This is a genomic window from Orlajensenia flava (genome assembly GCF_004801905.1).
GTDB classification, from domain to species: Bacteria; Actinomycetota; Actinomycetes; order Actinomycetales; family Microbacteriaceae; genus Orlajensenia; species Orlajensenia flava.
Genome location: NZ_SSSN01000003.1, coordinates 114,866 through 130,331, shown reverse-complemented (window position 1 = coordinate 130,331; position 15,466 = coordinate 114,866). Strand labels below are relative to the sequence as shown.

The 15,466-nt window shown below is 69.6% G+C and carries 16 protein-coding genes; 3 read left to right on the top strand and 13 right to left on the bottom strand.

The window, feature by feature from the left end:
- Positions 1-156 precede the first annotated feature (156 nt).
- Positions 157-525, top strand: a complete 369-nt coding sequence (locus E6C70_RS02455; RefSeq protein ID WP_136421908.1) for a VOC family protein — start codon at positions 157-159, stop codon at positions 523-525.
- Between the two features lie 4 nt (positions 526-529).
- Here the strand turns inward: E6C70_RS02455 and mutM are convergent, their stop codons facing one another.
- The 9 genes from mutM to E6C70_RS02410 all read right to left on the bottom strand — a co-directional run bounded on the left by mutM (position 530) and on the right by E6C70_RS02410 (position 10,395).
- Entirely contained in the window at positions 530-1,450 is a 921-nt protein-coding gene (gene mutM / locus E6C70_RS02450) for a bifunctional DNA-formamidopyrimidine glycosylase/DNA-(apurinic or apyrimidinic site) lyase (protein ID WP_136421906.1), read from the bottom strand.
- 3 nt (positions 1,451-1,453) lie between these two features.
- Positions 1,454-2,125: a ribonuclease III gene (gene rnc, locus E6C70_RS02445; RefSeq protein ID WP_136423667.1), complete on the bottom strand. Its 672-nt coding sequence runs from the start codon at positions 2,123-2,125 to the stop codon at positions 1,454-1,456.
- Positions 2,126-2,141: 16 nt separating this feature from the next.
- Entirely contained in the window at positions 2,142-2,345 is a 204-nt protein-coding gene (rpmF, locus tag E6C70_RS02440) for a 50S ribosomal protein L32 (RefSeq protein ID WP_136421904.1), read from the bottom strand.
- A 2-nt stretch (positions 2,346-2,347) separates the two neighbouring features.
- Positions 2,348-2,917 carry a YceD family protein gene (locus E6C70_RS02435; RefSeq protein ID WP_407921010.1) on the bottom strand — a complete coding sequence of 190 codons (570 nt, stop codon included), beginning with the start codon at positions 2,915-2,917 and terminating at the stop codon, positions 2,348-2,350.
- 9 nt (positions 2,918-2,926) lie between these two features.
- Positions 2,927-5,245 carry a transglutaminase TgpA family protein gene (locus tag E6C70_RS02430; RefSeq protein ID WP_136421903.1) on the bottom strand — a complete coding sequence of 773 codons (2,319 nt, stop codon included), beginning with the start codon at positions 5,243-5,245 and terminating at the stop codon, positions 2,927-2,929.
- Positions 5,235-6,572, bottom strand: coding sequence for a DUF58 domain-containing protein (locus tag E6C70_RS02425; RefSeq protein ID WP_136421901.1), 1,338 nt, complete (start codon positions 6,570-6,572; stop codon positions 5,235-5,237). The genes E6C70_RS02430 and E6C70_RS02425 overlap by 11 nt, the downstream gene beginning before the upstream one ends.
- An 8-nt stretch (positions 6,573-6,580) precedes the next feature.
- On the bottom strand, positions 6,581-7,621 hold the full coding sequence (locus E6C70_RS02420) for an AAA family ATPase (protein ID WP_136421899.1): 1,041 nt from the start codon (positions 7,619-7,621) through the stop codon (positions 6,581-6,583).
- A complete protein-coding gene (coaD, locus tag E6C70_RS02415) occupies positions 7,618-8,103 on the bottom strand; it encodes a pantetheine-phosphate adenylyltransferase (RefSeq protein WP_136421897.1) in 486 nt (161 codons plus the stop codon). Before coaD ends, E6C70_RS02420 begins: the two co-directional genes overlap by 4 nt.
- Positions 8,104-8,169: 66 nt before the next feature.
- Positions 8,170-10,395 (bottom strand): ATP-dependent DNA helicase RecG, encoded by a 2,226-nt coding sequence (locus E6C70_RS02410; RefSeq protein ID WP_136421895.1) that lies wholly within the window; start codon positions 10,393-10,395, stop codon positions 8,170-8,172.
- A 59-nt stretch (positions 10,396-10,454) separates the two neighbouring features.
- Between E6C70_RS02410 and rsmD the strand changes: the two genes are divergently transcribed.
- Positions 10,455-11,039, top strand: a complete 585-nt coding sequence (gene rsmD, locus E6C70_RS02405) for a 16S rRNA (guanine(966)-N(2))-methyltransferase RsmD (protein ID WP_136421893.1) — start codon at positions 10,455-10,457, stop codon at positions 11,037-11,039.
- Here rsmD and thiL read toward each other — a convergent pair.
- Entirely contained in the window at positions 11,009-12,010 is a 1,002-nt protein-coding gene (thiL, locus tag E6C70_RS02400) for a thiamine-phosphate kinase (RefSeq protein ID WP_136421891.1), read from the bottom strand. The genes rsmD and thiL overlap by 31 nt on opposite strands.
- 24 nt (positions 12,011-12,034) lie before the next feature.
- Between thiL and E6C70_RS02395 the strand changes: the two genes are divergently transcribed.
- Positions 12,035-12,544: a DUF3515 domain-containing protein gene (locus E6C70_RS02395; RefSeq protein ID WP_136421889.1), complete on the top strand. Its 510-nt coding sequence runs from the start codon at positions 12,035-12,037 to the stop codon at positions 12,542-12,544.
- 30 nt (positions 12,545-12,574) lie between these two features.
- On the opposite strand, the gene E6C70_RS02390 is transcribed toward E6C70_RS02395, so the two are convergent.
- The 3 genes from E6C70_RS02390 to E6C70_RS02380 are packed head-to-tail and all read right to left on the bottom strand — an operon-like array spanning position 12,575 to position 15,465.
- Complete coding sequence (locus tag E6C70_RS02390) at positions 12,575-13,678, bottom strand: D-alanine--D-alanine ligase family protein (protein ID WP_136421887.1); 1,104 nt, start codon at positions 13,676-13,678, stop codon at positions 12,575-12,577.
- On the bottom strand, positions 13,581-14,711 hold the full coding sequence (locus E6C70_RS02385) for an NAD(P)H-dependent glycerol-3-phosphate dehydrogenase (protein WP_136421885.1): 1,131 nt from the start codon (positions 14,709-14,711) through the stop codon (positions 13,581-13,583). The genes E6C70_RS02390 and E6C70_RS02385 overlap by 98 nt, the downstream gene beginning before the upstream one ends.
- The gene (locus E6C70_RS02380) at positions 14,704-15,465 is read right to left on the bottom strand and encodes a lysophospholipid acyltransferase family protein (RefSeq protein ID WP_136421883.1); all 762 of its coding nucleotides are present in this window, start codon (positions 15,463-15,465) and stop codon (positions 14,704-14,706) included. Before E6C70_RS02380 ends, E6C70_RS02385 begins: the two co-directional genes overlap by 8 nt.
- Position 15,466 lies beyond the last annotated feature (1 nt).

Below are 15,466 nucleotides of genomic sequence, written 5' to 3'. Positions count from 1 at the left end.
TGGGCGGGGATGTCTGGCACAACGGTACCCGACACCGGCCTCGCAGCCCGGCATCTGGCTGGGCTGGTCGGCTGCCCGTTGCGCGGGAGCACTCATGAGCCCACGATGGTGGGACGATCGAGTCCACTCCGTCCATCGCTTTCACGAGGAGATCCCATGTCCGCTTCCGACGTCACCCTGCAGCCCATGATCCATGTAAGGGACCTGCCCGCATCCGTCGCGTTCTACGAGGCCCTCGGCGCCACCGTCATCGAGGGGAGCCGCGAGGGCGACTTCGTGCTCCTCGCGCTGGGCACATCGCAGCTGTCACTGCTGGCGCATCCGGCCAACCCCGAGCAGGGGGACGGCGAGGTGGAGCTGAACTTCGCCGCCGCCGACCTCGACGTCGTGGTGCGTGAGCTCGAGGACCAGGTCGAGATCGTGTCGGGGCCGACGGACACGGGATTCGGCCGTCAGCTGCAACTCCGCGCCCCGGGAGGCATGCTCATCAAGGTCAACCAGCTCGAGGACATCCGCGGCGCCTGACGCTCTAGGCGGAGCGCGGACGGCGCAGCTTCTGGCAATGCGGGCAGAAGTGCGAGCCGCGGTTCATGAACTGCTCGCGCACGATCGTCGTTCCGCACCGCGGACACGGCTTGCCCTGCTGCCCGTAGACGTTGAGGGAGTGCGAGAAGTATCCCGACGCCCCATTGACGTTGACGTATTGGGCGTCGAAGCTCGTGCCGCCCTCGGCGAGGGCCTTCGCCAGTACCTGGCGAACCTCGGTCAGCAGGAGTCGCGCTCGCCGAACCGAGAGGGTGTTGCCGGGTTGCTCGTAGTGCATCTTCGCCGCCCACAGCGCCTCGTCCGCGTAGATGTTGCCGATGCCGCTGACGAGGCGCTGGTCCAGTAGCGCGCGCTTGACACCGCTGCGCGTCGAGCGCAGTCGGGCGATGAAGGTGGCGTCGTCGAAGGCCGGGTCCAATGGATCGCGGGCGATGTGAGCGACCTGGCTCGGAATGAGCACGTCCCAATCGCCGTGCACGGCGCCCGCGTAGCCGGCCGTGAAGCCATCGGCGGCTGGAGCCATCGCGTCCACCGCCATGCCGCCGAAGATGCGCTGGTCGACGAAGTTCACCCAGTACTCGCCGTGATCGGGGTGTTCGAGGTGGAGGCGGATGCGCAGCAGCCCGCTCTCCTCGTGTCCGGGCGCGCGCAGCAGCACCTGGCCGCTCATGCCCAGATGGGTCACGAGGGCATCGCCGGAGTCGAGCGGCAGCCACAGGAACTTTCCCCGGCGCACCGCCGCGAGCATCCGCCTGCCCTCGATGAGCGCAGCGAACCCTCCCCGCGCTGGCACGTGCCGCTTGAGCGATCGAGGCTCGAACACCTCGACGCCGGAGACGAACGCGTCGGTCACGACCGGCTCGAGGCCGGCGCGGACCACCTCCACCTCTGGCAGCTCGGGCACGACTCAGCCCTGCTGCGCGGCGGGGGTCTTCTGGTTGATGATCGCCCACGCCTCGAGCGCGGCGGCCATCTCGGCATTCTTCTTGCTGGTGCCCTCGCCGACCGCCTCGACCGTGCCCACCGTGATGGTGGCGACGAAGATCTTGGCGTGGTCGGGTCCGCTCTCGGTGATGACATACACCGGCGCGGGAGCCCCGATGCGCGCAGCGGCCTCCTGCACGCTCGTCTTCGGATCCATCGCCGCTCCGAACCGGGCGGGATCGGCCATGAGAGGCTCGACCAGCTTCAGCACGAATGCGGTGGCAACGTCCTGCCCCCGGTCGAGGAAGACGGCACCGATGATCGCCTCGACCGTGTCGGCGAGGATCGACGCCTTGTCGCGTCCACCCGTCTGCACCTCGCCGCGGCCGAGGCGGATGTGCGCGCCCAGTCCCATCAGCCGTGCGATCTCCGCGAGAGCGGCACTGCTGACGAGGCTCGCCCGCCTCTTGGCGAGGTCGCCCTCGCTGAGCGCCGGGTTGTCGAGGTAAAGCTTCACCGTGACGGCCTGGCCGAGCACGGAGTCGCCGAGGAACTCGAGACGCTCGTTGGTGGGGATGCCACCGTTCTCGTATGCGTACGAGCGATGCGTCAGCGCCAACTCGAGAAGCTCGGCATCGATGTCGATGCCGAGCATGTCGAGCAGGGCCGGACTAGACGTCGGCGACCTTGCGTCCCTTGTACTCAAGGAACAGCTCGGTACCGGCGGAGTCGGTGACGACCTTGGCGCGATGCGGGAGGCTGTAGGTGACCTTGCCGTTCTCGACGGTCTTGACGAGCGTGGGGACCTCGGCCTTCCACTGCGAACGACGAGCGTGCGTGTTGGCGCGTGACTTCTTCCGCTTGGGAACAGCCATGACTATCTCTCTTTCTTCGTGTCAGCGGACCGGGCTGAGCCGGCGCTGTAGTCTTCGGAAGCTCCCAGATCGGCGAGCGCGTCCCAGCGCGGGTCGCGCTGAACTCGTTCGGCGAGTTCAGGATGATCGGCGAGTCTCAACCCCGTCTCAGGGTCGAGCCCCGGGCAATCCGGCCGGCAGACCGGCTGGAACGGAAGTGCAAGCACTACCGCATCCCTGATGAGTGGTTCAAGATCCACATGGTCGTCTTGAACCTCGAACTCGAAAGCTTCCCCTAGAGAATACGCGAAAAGCTCTTGAATCTCGACTTCGACACCCTGCTCCATGTCGATGAGGCACCGTCCACACACTCCGGATGCGGTCGCGGAGACGTTCGCGGAGACCAGGATGCCCTCGTGGACGCTCTCGAGTCGGAGCTCGGCGTCGATGGTGTCACCGGCCCTTACGGCGACGAGACCCTCACCCAGGTCTTCCGTGATGGGGATCTCGAGGCGCTGCTCGCGCATCTCCCCCGGCCGGTGCACGATGTCCCTGACGTTGACCGTGTAAGGGGTCTTCTGCAACTTGCTCACCGGGAGATTCTACGCGGACACCGCCGGAGTTCCCGGCGCCGGACCGAAGGCGGCCGGCCACAGCGATCGCGGCAGCAGGGCGGCGCGGAGCCTCACCGGCCAGGACGCACGGATGCGCAGGGCGCGCAGCACCGCATCGAGATCGGCGACGCGGGCCGTACGCACGTCGGGGTGAGCATCCGGTCGGGCGTATCGCTCGTACTCGACCGCGACGAGCAGTCGTTCCAGGCTCTCGCGGACGGCGGAGTCCTCCGGCCTGCTGAACGCTCGGTCGGCCAGGTGGCGCGGAGTCTCGGTGTCGGAGATGCCGATGCCGTAGTCGAGCGTCGTGTCGACGAACTCCCGCCACGCCAGTGATGGCGGCCCGGCGCGCGCCAGCCGTCGACGACGCACGAATCGGATGCCGCGGCGCACGAGCAGCGGGGCCAACAGGAGCACCACGATGCCGAGCACGATGGCCGCCGTCTGCAGCCAAGTGCCGAGCGCGCCCTGCGCCTGCGAGGAGCCGGCGGCGTTGTGCTGTGCATCGAGCAGGCCCTGGTTGGTGGGGCGCTTGTCCTCCGCCGCCGCCGGTGCGCTCGTGGAGGTGTCGGTGGCACCGGTCGCCAAGGCGTAATCGGGGATCGACCCGCGACCGGTGGTCGGCTCGAAGGGGACCCACCCCACGGATGGGAAGTAGAGCTCCGGCCAGGTGTGCAGGTCGTGGGAGCTCACGTCCCAACGGGTGCGGTCGGCGAAGGCCGCCTCCTGGCTCTCCCCGGGCAGGTAGCCGAGCGCGAGCCTGGCCGGGATGCCGAGCGTCCTGGCCATCACCGCCATCGTCGACGCGAAGTGGATGCAGTAGCCCTTCTTCACCTCGAGGAATTTGGCAATCACACCGAGGCTTCCGCCGTCGTAGTTCTGGTCGATGGGGGCCTGTGTCGAATAGGCGAAGTCGTTGCCGCGCAGGTAGCGCTGCAGCGCCACGGCCGCGTCGTAGGGGTTCGTCGTCCCCGCGGTGACCTCCTTGGCGGTCGAGGCGATGACGGGCGGGGCCGCCGCCGGGACCGAGGAGAGCGCCGCGATATCGGGCGGATAGTCCGTTCCCGCGTCGCGCAGTTGGGCCGCGGTGGGCTTGAGGGCGATCGCCTTGACCGTGTAGCGCTGATTGCGCGTCGTGGACTGCTCGCTCGAGACCGTGAGGGCCGTGTCATCCCATGTCCAGTTGCCCGCGAGGCCGCTGATGGAGGTGGCCGGGTACGGCACGGGCAGCCATGAGCTGATCACGTTGTCGATCTGCACATCGGTGGTCGTCTTGGTCCGTTCGATGCGGGACGTGAGGCCTGGCGCGGACCCGATGTCGTCGACCCCGTTTCCCTTGTTGATCGGGCCGTGGCCGGCCACCCACTCGAGGTCGTCGGAGAACGTGTCGAGTGTGAGCAGCTTGAGGTAGGGATGCTCGTCGGCATCGCTGCTGTAGTGCAACGCGAGTGTCTCTTCTGGGCGCCTCAGGTCTTGGCCCAGGTCGATGAGCGGACTCACTCCGTTGCCGAACAGCACCCCGTTGGAACGGGAGTTGATCACCGAGGTGTCGGAGAGCGCGGGCGTCGCCGCCGAGAGGACGAGCGCGCTGACGATGGCGATCGCGGCCACGCCCAGCGAACCCCAGACCGGTCCGGGGCCTCGGCGATCCGGGCCGAAGCTTCGAGCAGCCGAACGACCATGATCGGGGTTGGCCGCCTCGGCCGCTCGACGGGTGCGCACGTCCACCCGGAGCAGCAGAAGGTACGCCGCCGCGACGAGGACCAACTGCAGGATGTCGGTGCCGCTCGTGGTGATGAGAGCGGGTACGGCGACGGGGATGAGGACGAGGGCTCCGGCGATGGCGGGCGCCCTGAGGGTGATGGCGACGGTGTCGAGCACGATCGCGATGGCGCCGGCACCGACGCAGAGCAGGAACAGGATGCCCGGATAGGGAACAGCGGGCACTGCCTGCTGCTGGATGGAGAGTTCGCCGGCCTGGATGAGATCGCCGAAGCGTTCCAGCGTCGTGGGAGTCGGTATGACCCACAGCAGCCCCGAGCCATCGCCGAAGAAGACCGTGAGGAAGACCAGCAGCACACCCAGCGCGCCGACGGGCACCACCGAGACCGGCCACCGCAGCCGACGGAACACCGCGGCCGACACGAGGACGACGGTGGCGGTGACCGCCATCCCCCACCACCATGCCGAGTTGCGCAGGACGGGCCCGAGCGCCATGCAGGCCGTGAGGAGCAGCACGACGAGGGCTCCCGTGAGGGGCCAATAGGTGGTTCCGCGCTCGGCGAAGCGGCTCTGATCACGCGCCATCGGTCACCGCACTCCGGTCGGTTCGCGTCCAGGCGTCGGCGATGCTGCGCGCGCTGCGAAGCGGGACGCAGCGCCAACCGGCGTCCTCGAGCGCGTCGATGGCCTCCTGCCGCACGGTGTCGAGCACGAAGGCGAATGCCGGTTCGGCCCAGGACCGCAGGATCGCGAGCTCGCGCACCTGTTCGGGATCGGGATCGACGAGGACGGCGAAGGTCGGCAGCTTCATGCCGACCGTGCGCAGCGCGCTGCCGGGCGGCTGACTCGACCTCTCGGGACGGATGGCGAGGTTCGGCATGGTGAGGTTGGCCAGGCCCTCGAGGAACTCCCGATCGCCCGCTGGCACACGGTAGGCCGTGGGCAGGTCGCCGACGAGACCGCCGTGGGTTCGTTCCGTCCCGGGCGAGAGCTGGCTCGGGCCGGTCTCGATCACGTCGAGCCGGTAGCCCCCGTCGAGAAGGTGGATGCCGACGGATGCGGCCATCTCCAACGAGAGCTCGAACGCCCCCTCCATGCGGCTGCGGCGATCGCCGGTGGCCGAGCGCAGGCTTCCCGCGAGCGTGGTGTCGATCACCAGCCGAGCCTCGGGATTGCTGCGCTGCTCCTCCTGGCGCACCATCAACTCACCGTGTCGGGCGGTTGCCGGCCAGTTCATGCGCCGCAGCGGATCGCCGGGTCGGTACTCGCGGGCGATGAGCTCGTCGGAGTTGGGGTTGGTCATGCGCAGCAGTTCGTGCATCGAACCCTCGCCAGACGTCAACGACAGGGCGTTGCCGGGCAGGGGCGTCACGCGGGGCGTCACGACGAGGTCATGCGGCTCCCCCGCCGTCTGCTGACCGCTGGCCAGGCCGAAGGGGTCTGAGCGCACCAGCACGATCGGGCCGACGCCGTAGACGCCTCGACGCCTGGGGGTGAGGGTGTACTCCAGTCGCGCCGTGTCACCCTCATCCGGTCTCCCATGGCGGCCGAGACTCGGCAGCAGCGTGCTCTCGGGCGTCTGGATGCCGCGCTCGGCCTGGTCGCGCCAGCGGGCGCCGTAGGTGGGCCTGGTGGAGAGGTTCTGCAGCGTGATGCCGACGACCGCTTCGCTGCCCGCGGCGACGACGGCCGGCGAGAACGTGCGGCTGACGTGCACGCGCAACCGCCGCAACAGGACGTAGGCCATCGCCACGACCGGGACGAGGATGAGGAAGCTCCCGAGGAAAAGGGCGTCGCGTCGCTCGAGGAAGAGCCCGTAGAGGAACAGCAGTATGCCGGCCGCGAGCAGCGCCCAGCCTCGCAGCGTCGGCCGCGGCCACCACAGCCTGCCTCCTCGCGGGCTCCCGGCCATCCGCGCCCTCAGGCCTTCTTCTGGTTGCCGAGCGGCACGGGCGTCTGCGAGAGGATGCGGGTGACGATCTCCTCGATGAGGGCGGCGCTGTCCTGGTGGTGGTGCCCGAGGGCTCGACTGGTCGGAACCAGGCGGTGGCCGAGCACCGACACCGCGAGGTCGTCGATGTCGTCGGGAAGCACGAAGTCGCGACCGTGCAGTGCGGCGTGGGCCTTGGCCGCCCGCACCAGCTGGAGGGTCGCACGGGGGCTTCCGCCGAGCCGCAGGTCGCGGTCCTCGCGCGTGGCGCGCACGAGTGCGACGGCGTACTCCTTCACTCCTGGAGCGGCGAACACGGCGCGTGCCGCCGCCATCATCGCGCGCAGCTGGGAGAGGTCGACCACGCCCGTGATCTGCTCGAGGGGGCTCACCAGGTCGCGGGTCGTCAGCATCGAGACCTCGTTCTCGGTGTCGGGGTAGCCCATCGAGATGCGCGCCATGAAACGGTCGCGCTGCGCCTCCGGCAGCGCGTACGTGCCCTCCATCTCGATCGGGTTCTGCGTCGCGACGACGGTGAAGGGCGAGCCGAGCGGATAGGTGGTTCCGTCCACCGTGACCTGGCGCTCCTCCATGCACTCGAGCAGCGCCGACTGCGTCTTCGGCGACGCGCGGTTGATCTCGTCGCCGATGACGATGTTGGCGAACACCGCTCCGGGCTTGAACTCGAAGCGCCGTTCAGCCTGATTGAACATCGACACCCCGGTCACGTCGCTCGGGAGGAGGTCGGGCGTGAACTGGATGCGGCTGACGCTGCAGTCCACGGATTTGGCCATCGCCTTCGCGAGCATGGTCTTGCCGACTCCGGGCACGTCCTCGATGAGGAGGTGGCCCTCGGCGAGGAGCACGGTGAGCGCCGTCCGGACGGCCGAGTGCTTTCCGGCGATCACGGCCTCGACGTTCGCCATGACGGCCCTCGAGTGACGATTGACCTCATCGAGCGGCATCGGCTCGGTGTCGTCGGGGGCGAGCACGCTGGCCTCGGTGGGAATGTGAGTGGCGTAGGAGTTCATCGGTTCCCCTGGAGGTAGTCGGCGACGGCGTTCGGAACGTAGGGGGCGACGTCGCCCCCGAGTCCGGCGACCTGTCGCACGAGCGAACTGGACACGTGAGCATGCCCGGGATCGGGCAGCAGGAAGATGGTCTCGACGCCGGCCAGGTTGCGGTTGACGATGGCCATCGGTGTCTCGTAGGCGACGTCGATCTGCGACCGGATGCCCTTGACGAGCACCGAGGCGCCGACATCCGTGCAGTAGTCGACCAGGAGGCCGACGCTCCACGCCGCGACCACGATGTTGTCGTGCTCGCCGACATCCGCGATGGAGCGCTCGAGCAGGCTGACCCGCTGGGCGATGGGGAGCAGGGCGGATTTGTCGGGGTTGTGCACGACGAGCACATGGAGTTCGTCGAACAGGCCGGCTGCCCGCTCGATGACGTCGAGGTGGCCGAGCGTGACAGGGTCGAATGATCCGGGAACGACGGCGATCCTGCGCATGATGTTCAGACTATCGCGGGTTCCGTGCGCTTCTGCTGGAGTTCGCGTGTGAATCGGTGCGTCAAATCAGGCCCGGCTGAGGTATCCGCGCTCGGCCTCGTCGAGCCGGCGTGCGACGGCGCCTCGGAGCGCCGGATGCCGGGCGAGATCGCCGTCGTCCGCGATGATCTCCTCGGCGGCCGCCCGTGCGTCGGCGATGATCTCGGCATGCGCGACGACCCTCAGCAGTCGGAGCGATGAGCGCCCGCCAGACTGCGTGCCGCCCAGGACGTCCCCCTCGCGCCGGAGCTCCAGGTCGACCTGGGCAAGCTCGAAACCGTCGAGTGTTGCCGCAACGGCGTCGACCCGCTCGCGTGCGAGCGAGCCCTCCTCGGCATTGGTCACGAGGAGGCACAGGCCGGGCACCGAACCGCGCCCCACCCGGCCGCGCAGCTGGTGCAACTGCGAGACTCCGAAGCGCTCGGCGTCGAGCACGACCATCGTGGACGCGTTGGGCACGTCGACACCCACCTCGATGACGGTCGTTGCGACGAGGACGTCGATGGAGCCATCGGCGAAGGCGCGCATGATGCGGTCCTTCTCCTCGCTCGTCATGCGCCCGTGCAGGGCCTCGATGCGTCGTCCTTCCAGCACGGGAACGCGCGTCAGGACGTCCATGATGGTCTCGACCGAGGCCGGCGCGGCGGCGGTCGGTGTCTCGACCTCCTCGAGCTGCTCCCCCGGTTCCGGCTCGCGCGCATCGATCGCGGGACACACGATGAACGCCTGGCGGCCGAGGGCGAGTTCCTCGGCGATGCGCTGCCACACGCGTGAGACCCAGCCGGGCTTCTCGGCGAGGGGCACGACGTGCGTGTCGATGCCCGCACGCCCTACCGGCAGTTCCCGGATGACGCTCACATCGAGGTCGCCGAACACCGTCATGGCCACGGTGCGGGGAATGGGAGTGGCCGTCAGCACGAGGACGTGCGGCGGCTCGGCGCCCTTGACCCGAAGCGCCTCGCGCTGGTCGACGCCGAAGCGGTGCTGCTCGTCCACCACGACGAGGCCCAGGTCGAAGAAGCTGACGGCATCGCCGAGCAGGGCGTGAGTTCCGACCACGATGCGCGCCTGTCCCGACACGATGCGGAGCAGCGCGCTCCGCCGCTCGGCGGCTCCGAGCTGTCCCGTGAGCAGGGTCGGCATGAGTTCCGCGCTCAACTGCGGACCGAGAGCACGCGCAATCGATCGCAGGTGCTGGCCGGCGAGCACCTCGGTCGGAGCCAGCAGCGCCGATTGCCCGCCGCTCTCGGCGACCGCGAGCATCGCGCGGAGAGCGACGAGCGTCTTGCCCGAACCGACCTCGCCCTGCACGAGCCGGTTCATCGGCGACGCCGTGGCGATGTCCTCGGCGATCTCCGCGCCCACGGTCCGCTGGTCCCCCGTGCGGGTGAAGGGCAGCGAGGCGTCGAACCGCTCGAGCAGGCCTCCGGGTTTCGGCACTCGCGGGAGGGTGTGACGCGCCCGATGGACCGCCCTCTCCTGCAGCAACGCCGCCTGCAGGACGAAGGCCTCCTGGAAGGTGAGGGCGGCGCGCGCCCGGTTCCAGTCGGCATCCGTCTGCGGCCGGTGGATGAGTTCGATCGCCCGGCCGGACGGAAGCAGGCGGCGCGGGGCCCGCACCGCGTCGGGCACGGGGTCGGGAACGGATCGGAGTCCGTCGAGCACGGCCGCGATGGCCTTGCCGATCTTCCAGCTCGACAGGCTCGCCGTCGCGGGGTAGAGCGGGATCGGCTTCTCCGCCCAGCGGCGAGCCTCCTCGCCGTCGGACGGAACGTCGAGATCGTCCTCGAACAACTCGTAGTCGGGGTGGGCCAGCTGCCTGCTGTCCTTGTACGCGGTCACCTTCCCCGAGAAGATGCCGCGGGCGCCCGGCACCAGCTCACGCTCACGCCAGGCCTGGTTGAAGAAGGTGAGGGCGATCCGTCCCGATCCGTCGGAGATGACGACTTCGAGGATGCTGCCGCGCCGCGCCTTCATCGACCGGGACGTCGAGGTCTTCACCTCGGCGACGATGGTGACGTTCTCGTCGAGCGGCAGGCGGTCGAGCGCCGTCAGCTCACCTCGACGCGCGTATCGCCGAGGGTAGTGGGCCAGCAGGTCACCGACGGTCTCGTGGCCGAAGGCCTTCTTGAGCGCTGCGGCGGTTCGTGGATCGAGGGCGGTGGTGAGGCGCACGTCGAGCGGGTCGGGGGCGGAGGCCGAGGTGCCCGGCGCGCCGCTCGCATCGCCTCTCGCCGCACTCGCCACCGTCATACCTCGATGCTAACGGCGTGCGCCGACGGCCCAGGTGACCACGGCTAGGCTCGATCGTCATGACGCGCATCGTCTCCGGATTCGCCGGCTCACTCCGCCTCGCCGTGCCGCGATCGGGGACCCGACCCACGAGCGACCGCGTGCGCGAAGCGATCTTCTCGGCCCTCGACGCCCGCGACGCCATCGCCGGCGCGGAGGTGCTCGACCTCTACGCCGGATCCGGCGCCCTCGGACTCGAGGCGGCCAGCCGCGGGGCGGCATCCGTCGTCCTCGTGGAGCGCAATCCGGCGGCGGCTGCGCTCTGCCGTCGCAATGCCGAGGCCGTCGTCGCCGCGGCCGGGTCTGCCCGTCGCCCGAGGGTGCGGGTGGCGACCGCACCGGTGCAGGCGTTCCTGGATGCCGGCGGCGCTCCGGTCGACCTGGTCTTCATCGACCCGCCGTACGACCTCGACGAGCCCGATCTCGCCCGAGTCCTCGCCGCTCTCGTCCCGCGCCTCGCCGACGCTGCGGCCGTTGTCATCGAGCGCAGCACGCGTTCCCCGCAGCCCTCGCTGCCCGCCGGACTCGAGCTCGAGCGCGAGCGGCGCTATGGCGAGACCGTCCTGTGGTGGCTTCAGCCGGCCACGCCGTCCCAGCCGGCGTAGGGATCCCAGCCCACCGGCGTGTGCTCGACGCCGTCGACGAAGAGCGTCCCGGCACCCGCTGTGACGCGACCGATCACCCGGAACACCGCGGGGAGCTCCGCGTCCGGCGGGAACGTGGCCAGCAGCCCGTGGTCCTCGCCGCCGCCGAGCGCCCGCTCGACGTCGATTCCGAGCGCCTGAGCGTCGAGGTCGATGCCGACTCCGCTCGCCCGGGCGATGCGTGCGGCATCGAACGCCAGACCGTCGGACACGTCGAGCATCGCGGTGGCACCAGCATCGGCCGCCAGGGTCCCGGCGGCGATGGGCGGCCGGGGACGCAACTGCGCCTCGATGAGTCGCGGATGACGGATGCGCGCCGCGGCCGCCCGCCCGGCATCCGGCTCGCCGTCGGCATCGACGGCGTCGGCGAACAGCAGCGCCAGGCCGGCGGCGGCCTCACCGAGCGCTCCCGCATGCGCGACCACGTCACCCGGCCGGGCGCCCGACCGCAGCACGGGACGCCGCCCTCCGAGGTCGCCGAACGCCGTGACGGCGATGGTCATCGTCGAGGAGACGGACAGGTCGCCGCCGACGACGCCGCAGCCGGGCGCGAGGGCGAGACACGCCTCCCGGAGTCCATCCGCGATCCCCTCGAAGGTGGTCACCTCGGTGTCGCCCGGGGCCGCGATGGCCACGACGAGCGCGGTGGGAGCAGCACCCATGGCCGCCACGTCGGAGAGGTTGGTCGCTGCCGCCTTCCACCCCAACTCGAACGGCGATGACCAGGCCAGCCGGAAGTCCGGTCCGTGGATCATCATGTCCGTCGTCACGACGAACCGCCCGTCGGGAGCGGCGAGGACGGCAGCGTCGTCGCCGGGTCCGATGAGCGCACCATCAGCCGCCGGCAGCCGCGGAAACAGCCGCTGGAGCACCGCGGTCTCGCTCACCGCGGTGAGCGTGTCCGGATCGTGCCGGTTCTCAGCGTCGTTCACTCATCACACGCTAGCCTGAAGGCGATGTCCCTCCGTTCCACGGCCCGTGCGGCCGAACTCGCCGCTGCGCTCGCCGGCCTCGCCGTGATCCTCGCCGGTTGCGCATCCACCGTCTCCCTCGACCCGGCGAAGAACGCCGCATCGACGGATTGCGCCTCGGTCGTGGTGCGACTCCCCCAGACTGTCGCCGACCTGCCGGAGCGCGAGACCGGCGCTCAGGGAACGGGGGCGTGGGGAGACCCGGCGGCCGTCCTGCTGAGATGCGGCGTGCCGTCTCCCGGGCCGACGACCGACCCGTGCGTGAGCGTCAACGGGGTCGACTGGGTCGAGGACGACTCGAACGCTCCCCGGTATCGATTCACCACGTTCGGCAGGACGCCGGCGGTCGAGGTGATTCTCGACTACGACACCGTCAGCGGTTCGACCACGCTCGCCGACCTCGCCTCGGCCGTCAGCGCCATCCCCGCGAAGAACCAGTGCACCGACGTCAGCGACGTGCCGGAACCGACCAGCACGCCGACACCAGCCGGCTGAGCACCCCGCCGGAGGGGGACGGCGAGCCGATCAGGCGCGCGCGCCCCGAGCGATGCCGAGTTCGATGAGTTCCGTGATCAGCTGGGGGTAGCTCATCCCCGAGGCGATCCAGCAGGTCGGGAACATCGAGATCGGCGTGAACCCCGGCATGGTGTTGAGTTCGTTGACGACGAAGCCGGAATCGGTGAGGAAGAAGTCGACCCGCGCGAGTCCTTCGGCGCCGATGGCCTCGAACGCACGGATGGCGAGGTCCTGCATCTCCGCGAGCCGGTCGTCGGTCAGGTCGGCCGGGCAGACCAGCTCCACCCCGGACGCGCCGAGGTACTTGGCCTCGAAGTCGTAGAACGCCCGGTCGGTCATCACCACTTCACCGGCCGCCGTCGATGCCCGTGCGCGCTCGCCTGCTCGCGCACCGAGGACGCCGATCTCCACTTCGCGGCCCGCAACGGCCGCTTCGATGAGCACCTTATCGTCCTCGGCGAATGCGACGGCGAGAGCCTCGTTCAGCTGCGACGGGTCAGTCACCTTCGACACCCCGACGCTCGAGCCGGCGCGCGCGGGCTTGACGAAGGCGGGCAGGCCGAGGGCGTCCAGCGCCGACGCGACTCCCTGCGGATCGGCGACCCAGTCGACCGCCGTGACCGTGCGCCACGGCGCGACGGCGATGCCCGCGTGCTCGAGGACGGTCTTGGTGAAGTGCTTGTCCATGCCGAGCGAGCTGGCCAGCACGCCCGAACCCACGTAGGGAAGCCCGACCAGTTCGAGCAACCCCTGGATGGTGCCGTCCTCGCCGAACGGTCCGTGCAGGATGGGGAACACCACGTCGATCTCCCCGAGCGATCGCACGCTGCCGTCGGCATCCGTCACCGTGATCTCGCGGGAGCGGGCGCTCTGCGGCCACGCCACCCGGGTGCCGTTGTCGATCACCTCGGGGAGGTCGTCGGGATCGAGCGCGAACCGCGCCGGATCGTCGACCTCGAGCACGAATGCACCGTCCCGGGTGATGCCGATCGGGACGACCTCGAACGCGTCGCGGTCAATCGCGGAGAGAACCCCGCCCGCCGTCGCGCAGCTGATCGAATGCTCGCTTGATCGACCGCCAAACAGCAGCGCCACCCTGGTTGGAACGGTCATCGAGGCTCCTCTCGCCCTGAGGCTCGTCGGAATCGGTCGTGAGGTGCGGCGCCATGTCCCGCGGCTTGAGCGTGCCATCCAGCACCTGGCGCACCTGCTCGACGATGGGCATCTCGACGCCCTTCGCCTTGGCCAGTTCGAGCACCGGCGCGACGGATGCCAGCCCCTCGGTGGTCTGGTTCATCTGCTTCACCACGTCGGTCAAGGTGAAGCCCTGGCCGAGCAGGCGGCCAGCCGTGTTGTTGCGGGAGAGCGGCGACTGGCAGGTGGCGATGAGGTCGCCGAGACCAGCCAGTCCCGACAGGGTCTCGACCTGCGCGCCGTGGGCGACCGCGAAGTCCGTCATCTCGGCGAGCCCGCGCGTGATGATGGACGCCTTGGTGTTCTCGCCGTAGCCGACGCCGTCGACGATGCCGATCGCCACGGCGATGAGGTTCTTCAGCACCCCGCCGAACTCCGTGCCGATCACGTCGGTGTTGACGAAGGTGCGGAAGTAGGGGGCGCGCGAGAGCACCGCAACGCGTTGCGCGGTCTCGAGGCTCGTCGAGGAGACCACGGCCGCCGTCGGCTGCTGCTTGGCGATCTCGAGGGCGAGGTTGGGACCGGACACCACGGCGATGCGCTCATCCGGGATGGGCAGGGTCTGCGCGATGACCTCGCTCATGCGCAGGTCGGTGCCCTTCTCGACACCCTTCATGAGGGAGACGACGATCGCCTCACTGCCGAGGTACGGCTCGGCAGCCGTGAGGGTCGCCCGCAGCGACTGGCTCGGCACGGCGACGAAGACCTGTTCGGCGCCGAGCAGGGCGAGCTCGAGCCTCGCCGTGGACCGAAGGCTCAACGGGAGGTTGATGCCGGGAAGGTAGTCGCTGTTGCGCTTGGCCTCCTGGATCTCGCGAGCCAACTCGGGGCGCCGTGCCCAGATCATCACGTCGGCGCCGCCATCCGCGAGGATCTTGGCGAAGGTCGTGCCCCAGCTTCCCGCGCCGAGCACCGCGACGCGCGTGCGGGGCGCCACGACGGGCTTAGCCATCGAAGCGACCCGTCTCGGTCTGACCGCGCACCGAGGGATTCCAACGCTCCGCGGGCGCCGGTTCACCGCGCAGTTGGGCGAGCAACTCCGAGATGGCGGCCATGACGACGTCGGTGGCCTCGACGAGCAGCGCCGGCTCGAGTCCTCGTCCGCGGAAGCGATCGAGGTCCACGGGGTCCCCGAAGATGAGGTCGACGGGCTTGCGACGGAACAGGGTGATCTTCTTGGAGTAGCGCGGCATGATCGCCTGCGTACCCCAATGAGCGCACGGGATGACCGGGATGCCGCGTTCGAGGGCGATGCGCACCGCTCCCGTCTTGCCGCGCATCGGCCACAGGTCGGGATCCCGCGTGAGGGAGCCCTCGGGATAGACGATGACGAGGCGGCCCTTCTCGACCAGCTCCTCCGCCGCCTTGACGGCCTGGTGGCCGTTATGACCGGACCGCTCCACGGGGATCTGGCCAGACGACCGCATGGCCGCACCGACGATCGGCACGTGGAAGAGCGACGCTTTAGCGAGGAACCGCGGCAGCCGACCGAGCTTGTACGCGCCGACCGCCACGATGATCGGGTCGATCTCGCTGTAGTGATTGGGCGCCAAGACGTACGCCCCGGTGTCCGGGAGCTTCTCCGGGTTGTGGAACCGGTACTTCGCCGAGAGGTTCAGGATGGGCAGCACGACGGACGCGAGCAGCCAGAACACCGATGGCGTGCGCGTCTCGCTGTGATCGCGCCGCTTCGCGCTGGAACTCATC

Coding starts and splice junctions, on each gene's coding strand:
- E6C70_RS02385 (WP_136421885.1), bottom strand. CDS start 14,711: ATGGCTAAGCCCGTCGTGGCGCCCCGCACGCGCGTCGCGGTGCTCGGC.
- E6C70_RS02390 (WP_136421887.1), bottom strand. CDS start 13,678: ATGACCGTTCCAACCAGGGTGGCGCTGCTGTTTGGCGGTCGATCAAGC.
- E6C70_RS02455 (WP_136421908.1), top strand. CDS start 157: ATGTCCGCTTCCGACGTCACCCTGCAGCCCATGATCCATGTAAGGGAC.
- coaD (WP_136421897.1), bottom strand. CDS start 8,103: ATGCGCAGGATCGCCGTCGTTCCCGGATCATTCGACCCTGTCACGCTC.
- E6C70_RS02425 (WP_136421901.1), bottom strand. CDS start 6,572: ATGGCCGGGAGCCCGCGAGGAGGCAGGCTGTGGTGGCCGCGGCCGACG.
- E6C70_RS02380 (WP_136421883.1), bottom strand. CDS start 15,465: ATGAGTTCCAGCGCGAAGCGGCGCGATCACAGCGAGACGCGCACGCCA.
- rnc (WP_136423667.1), bottom strand. CDS start 2,125: ATGCTCGGCATCGACATCGATGCCGAGCTTCTCGAGTTGGCGCTGACG.
- E6C70_RS02410 (WP_136421895.1), bottom strand. CDS start 10,395: ATGACGGTGGCGAGTGCGGCGAGAGGCGATGCGAGCGGCGCGCCGGGC.
- E6C70_RS02395 (WP_136421889.1), top strand. CDS start 12,035: ATGTCCCTCCGTTCCACGGCCCGTGCGGCCGAACTCGCCGCTGCGCTC.
- rsmD (WP_136421893.1), top strand. CDS start 10,455: ATGACGCGCATCGTCTCCGGATTCGCCGGCTCACTCCGCCTCGCCGTG.
- E6C70_RS02430 (WP_136421903.1), bottom strand. CDS start 5,245: ATGGCGCGTGATCAGAGCCGCTTCGCCGAGCGCGGAACCACCTATTGG.
- E6C70_RS02420 (WP_136421899.1), bottom strand. CDS start 7,621: ATGAACTCCTACGCCACTCACATTCCCACCGAGGCCAGCGTGCTCGCC.
- rpmF (WP_136421904.1), bottom strand. CDS start 2,345: ATGGCTGTTCCCAAGCGGAAGAAGTCACGCGCCAACACGCACGCTCGT.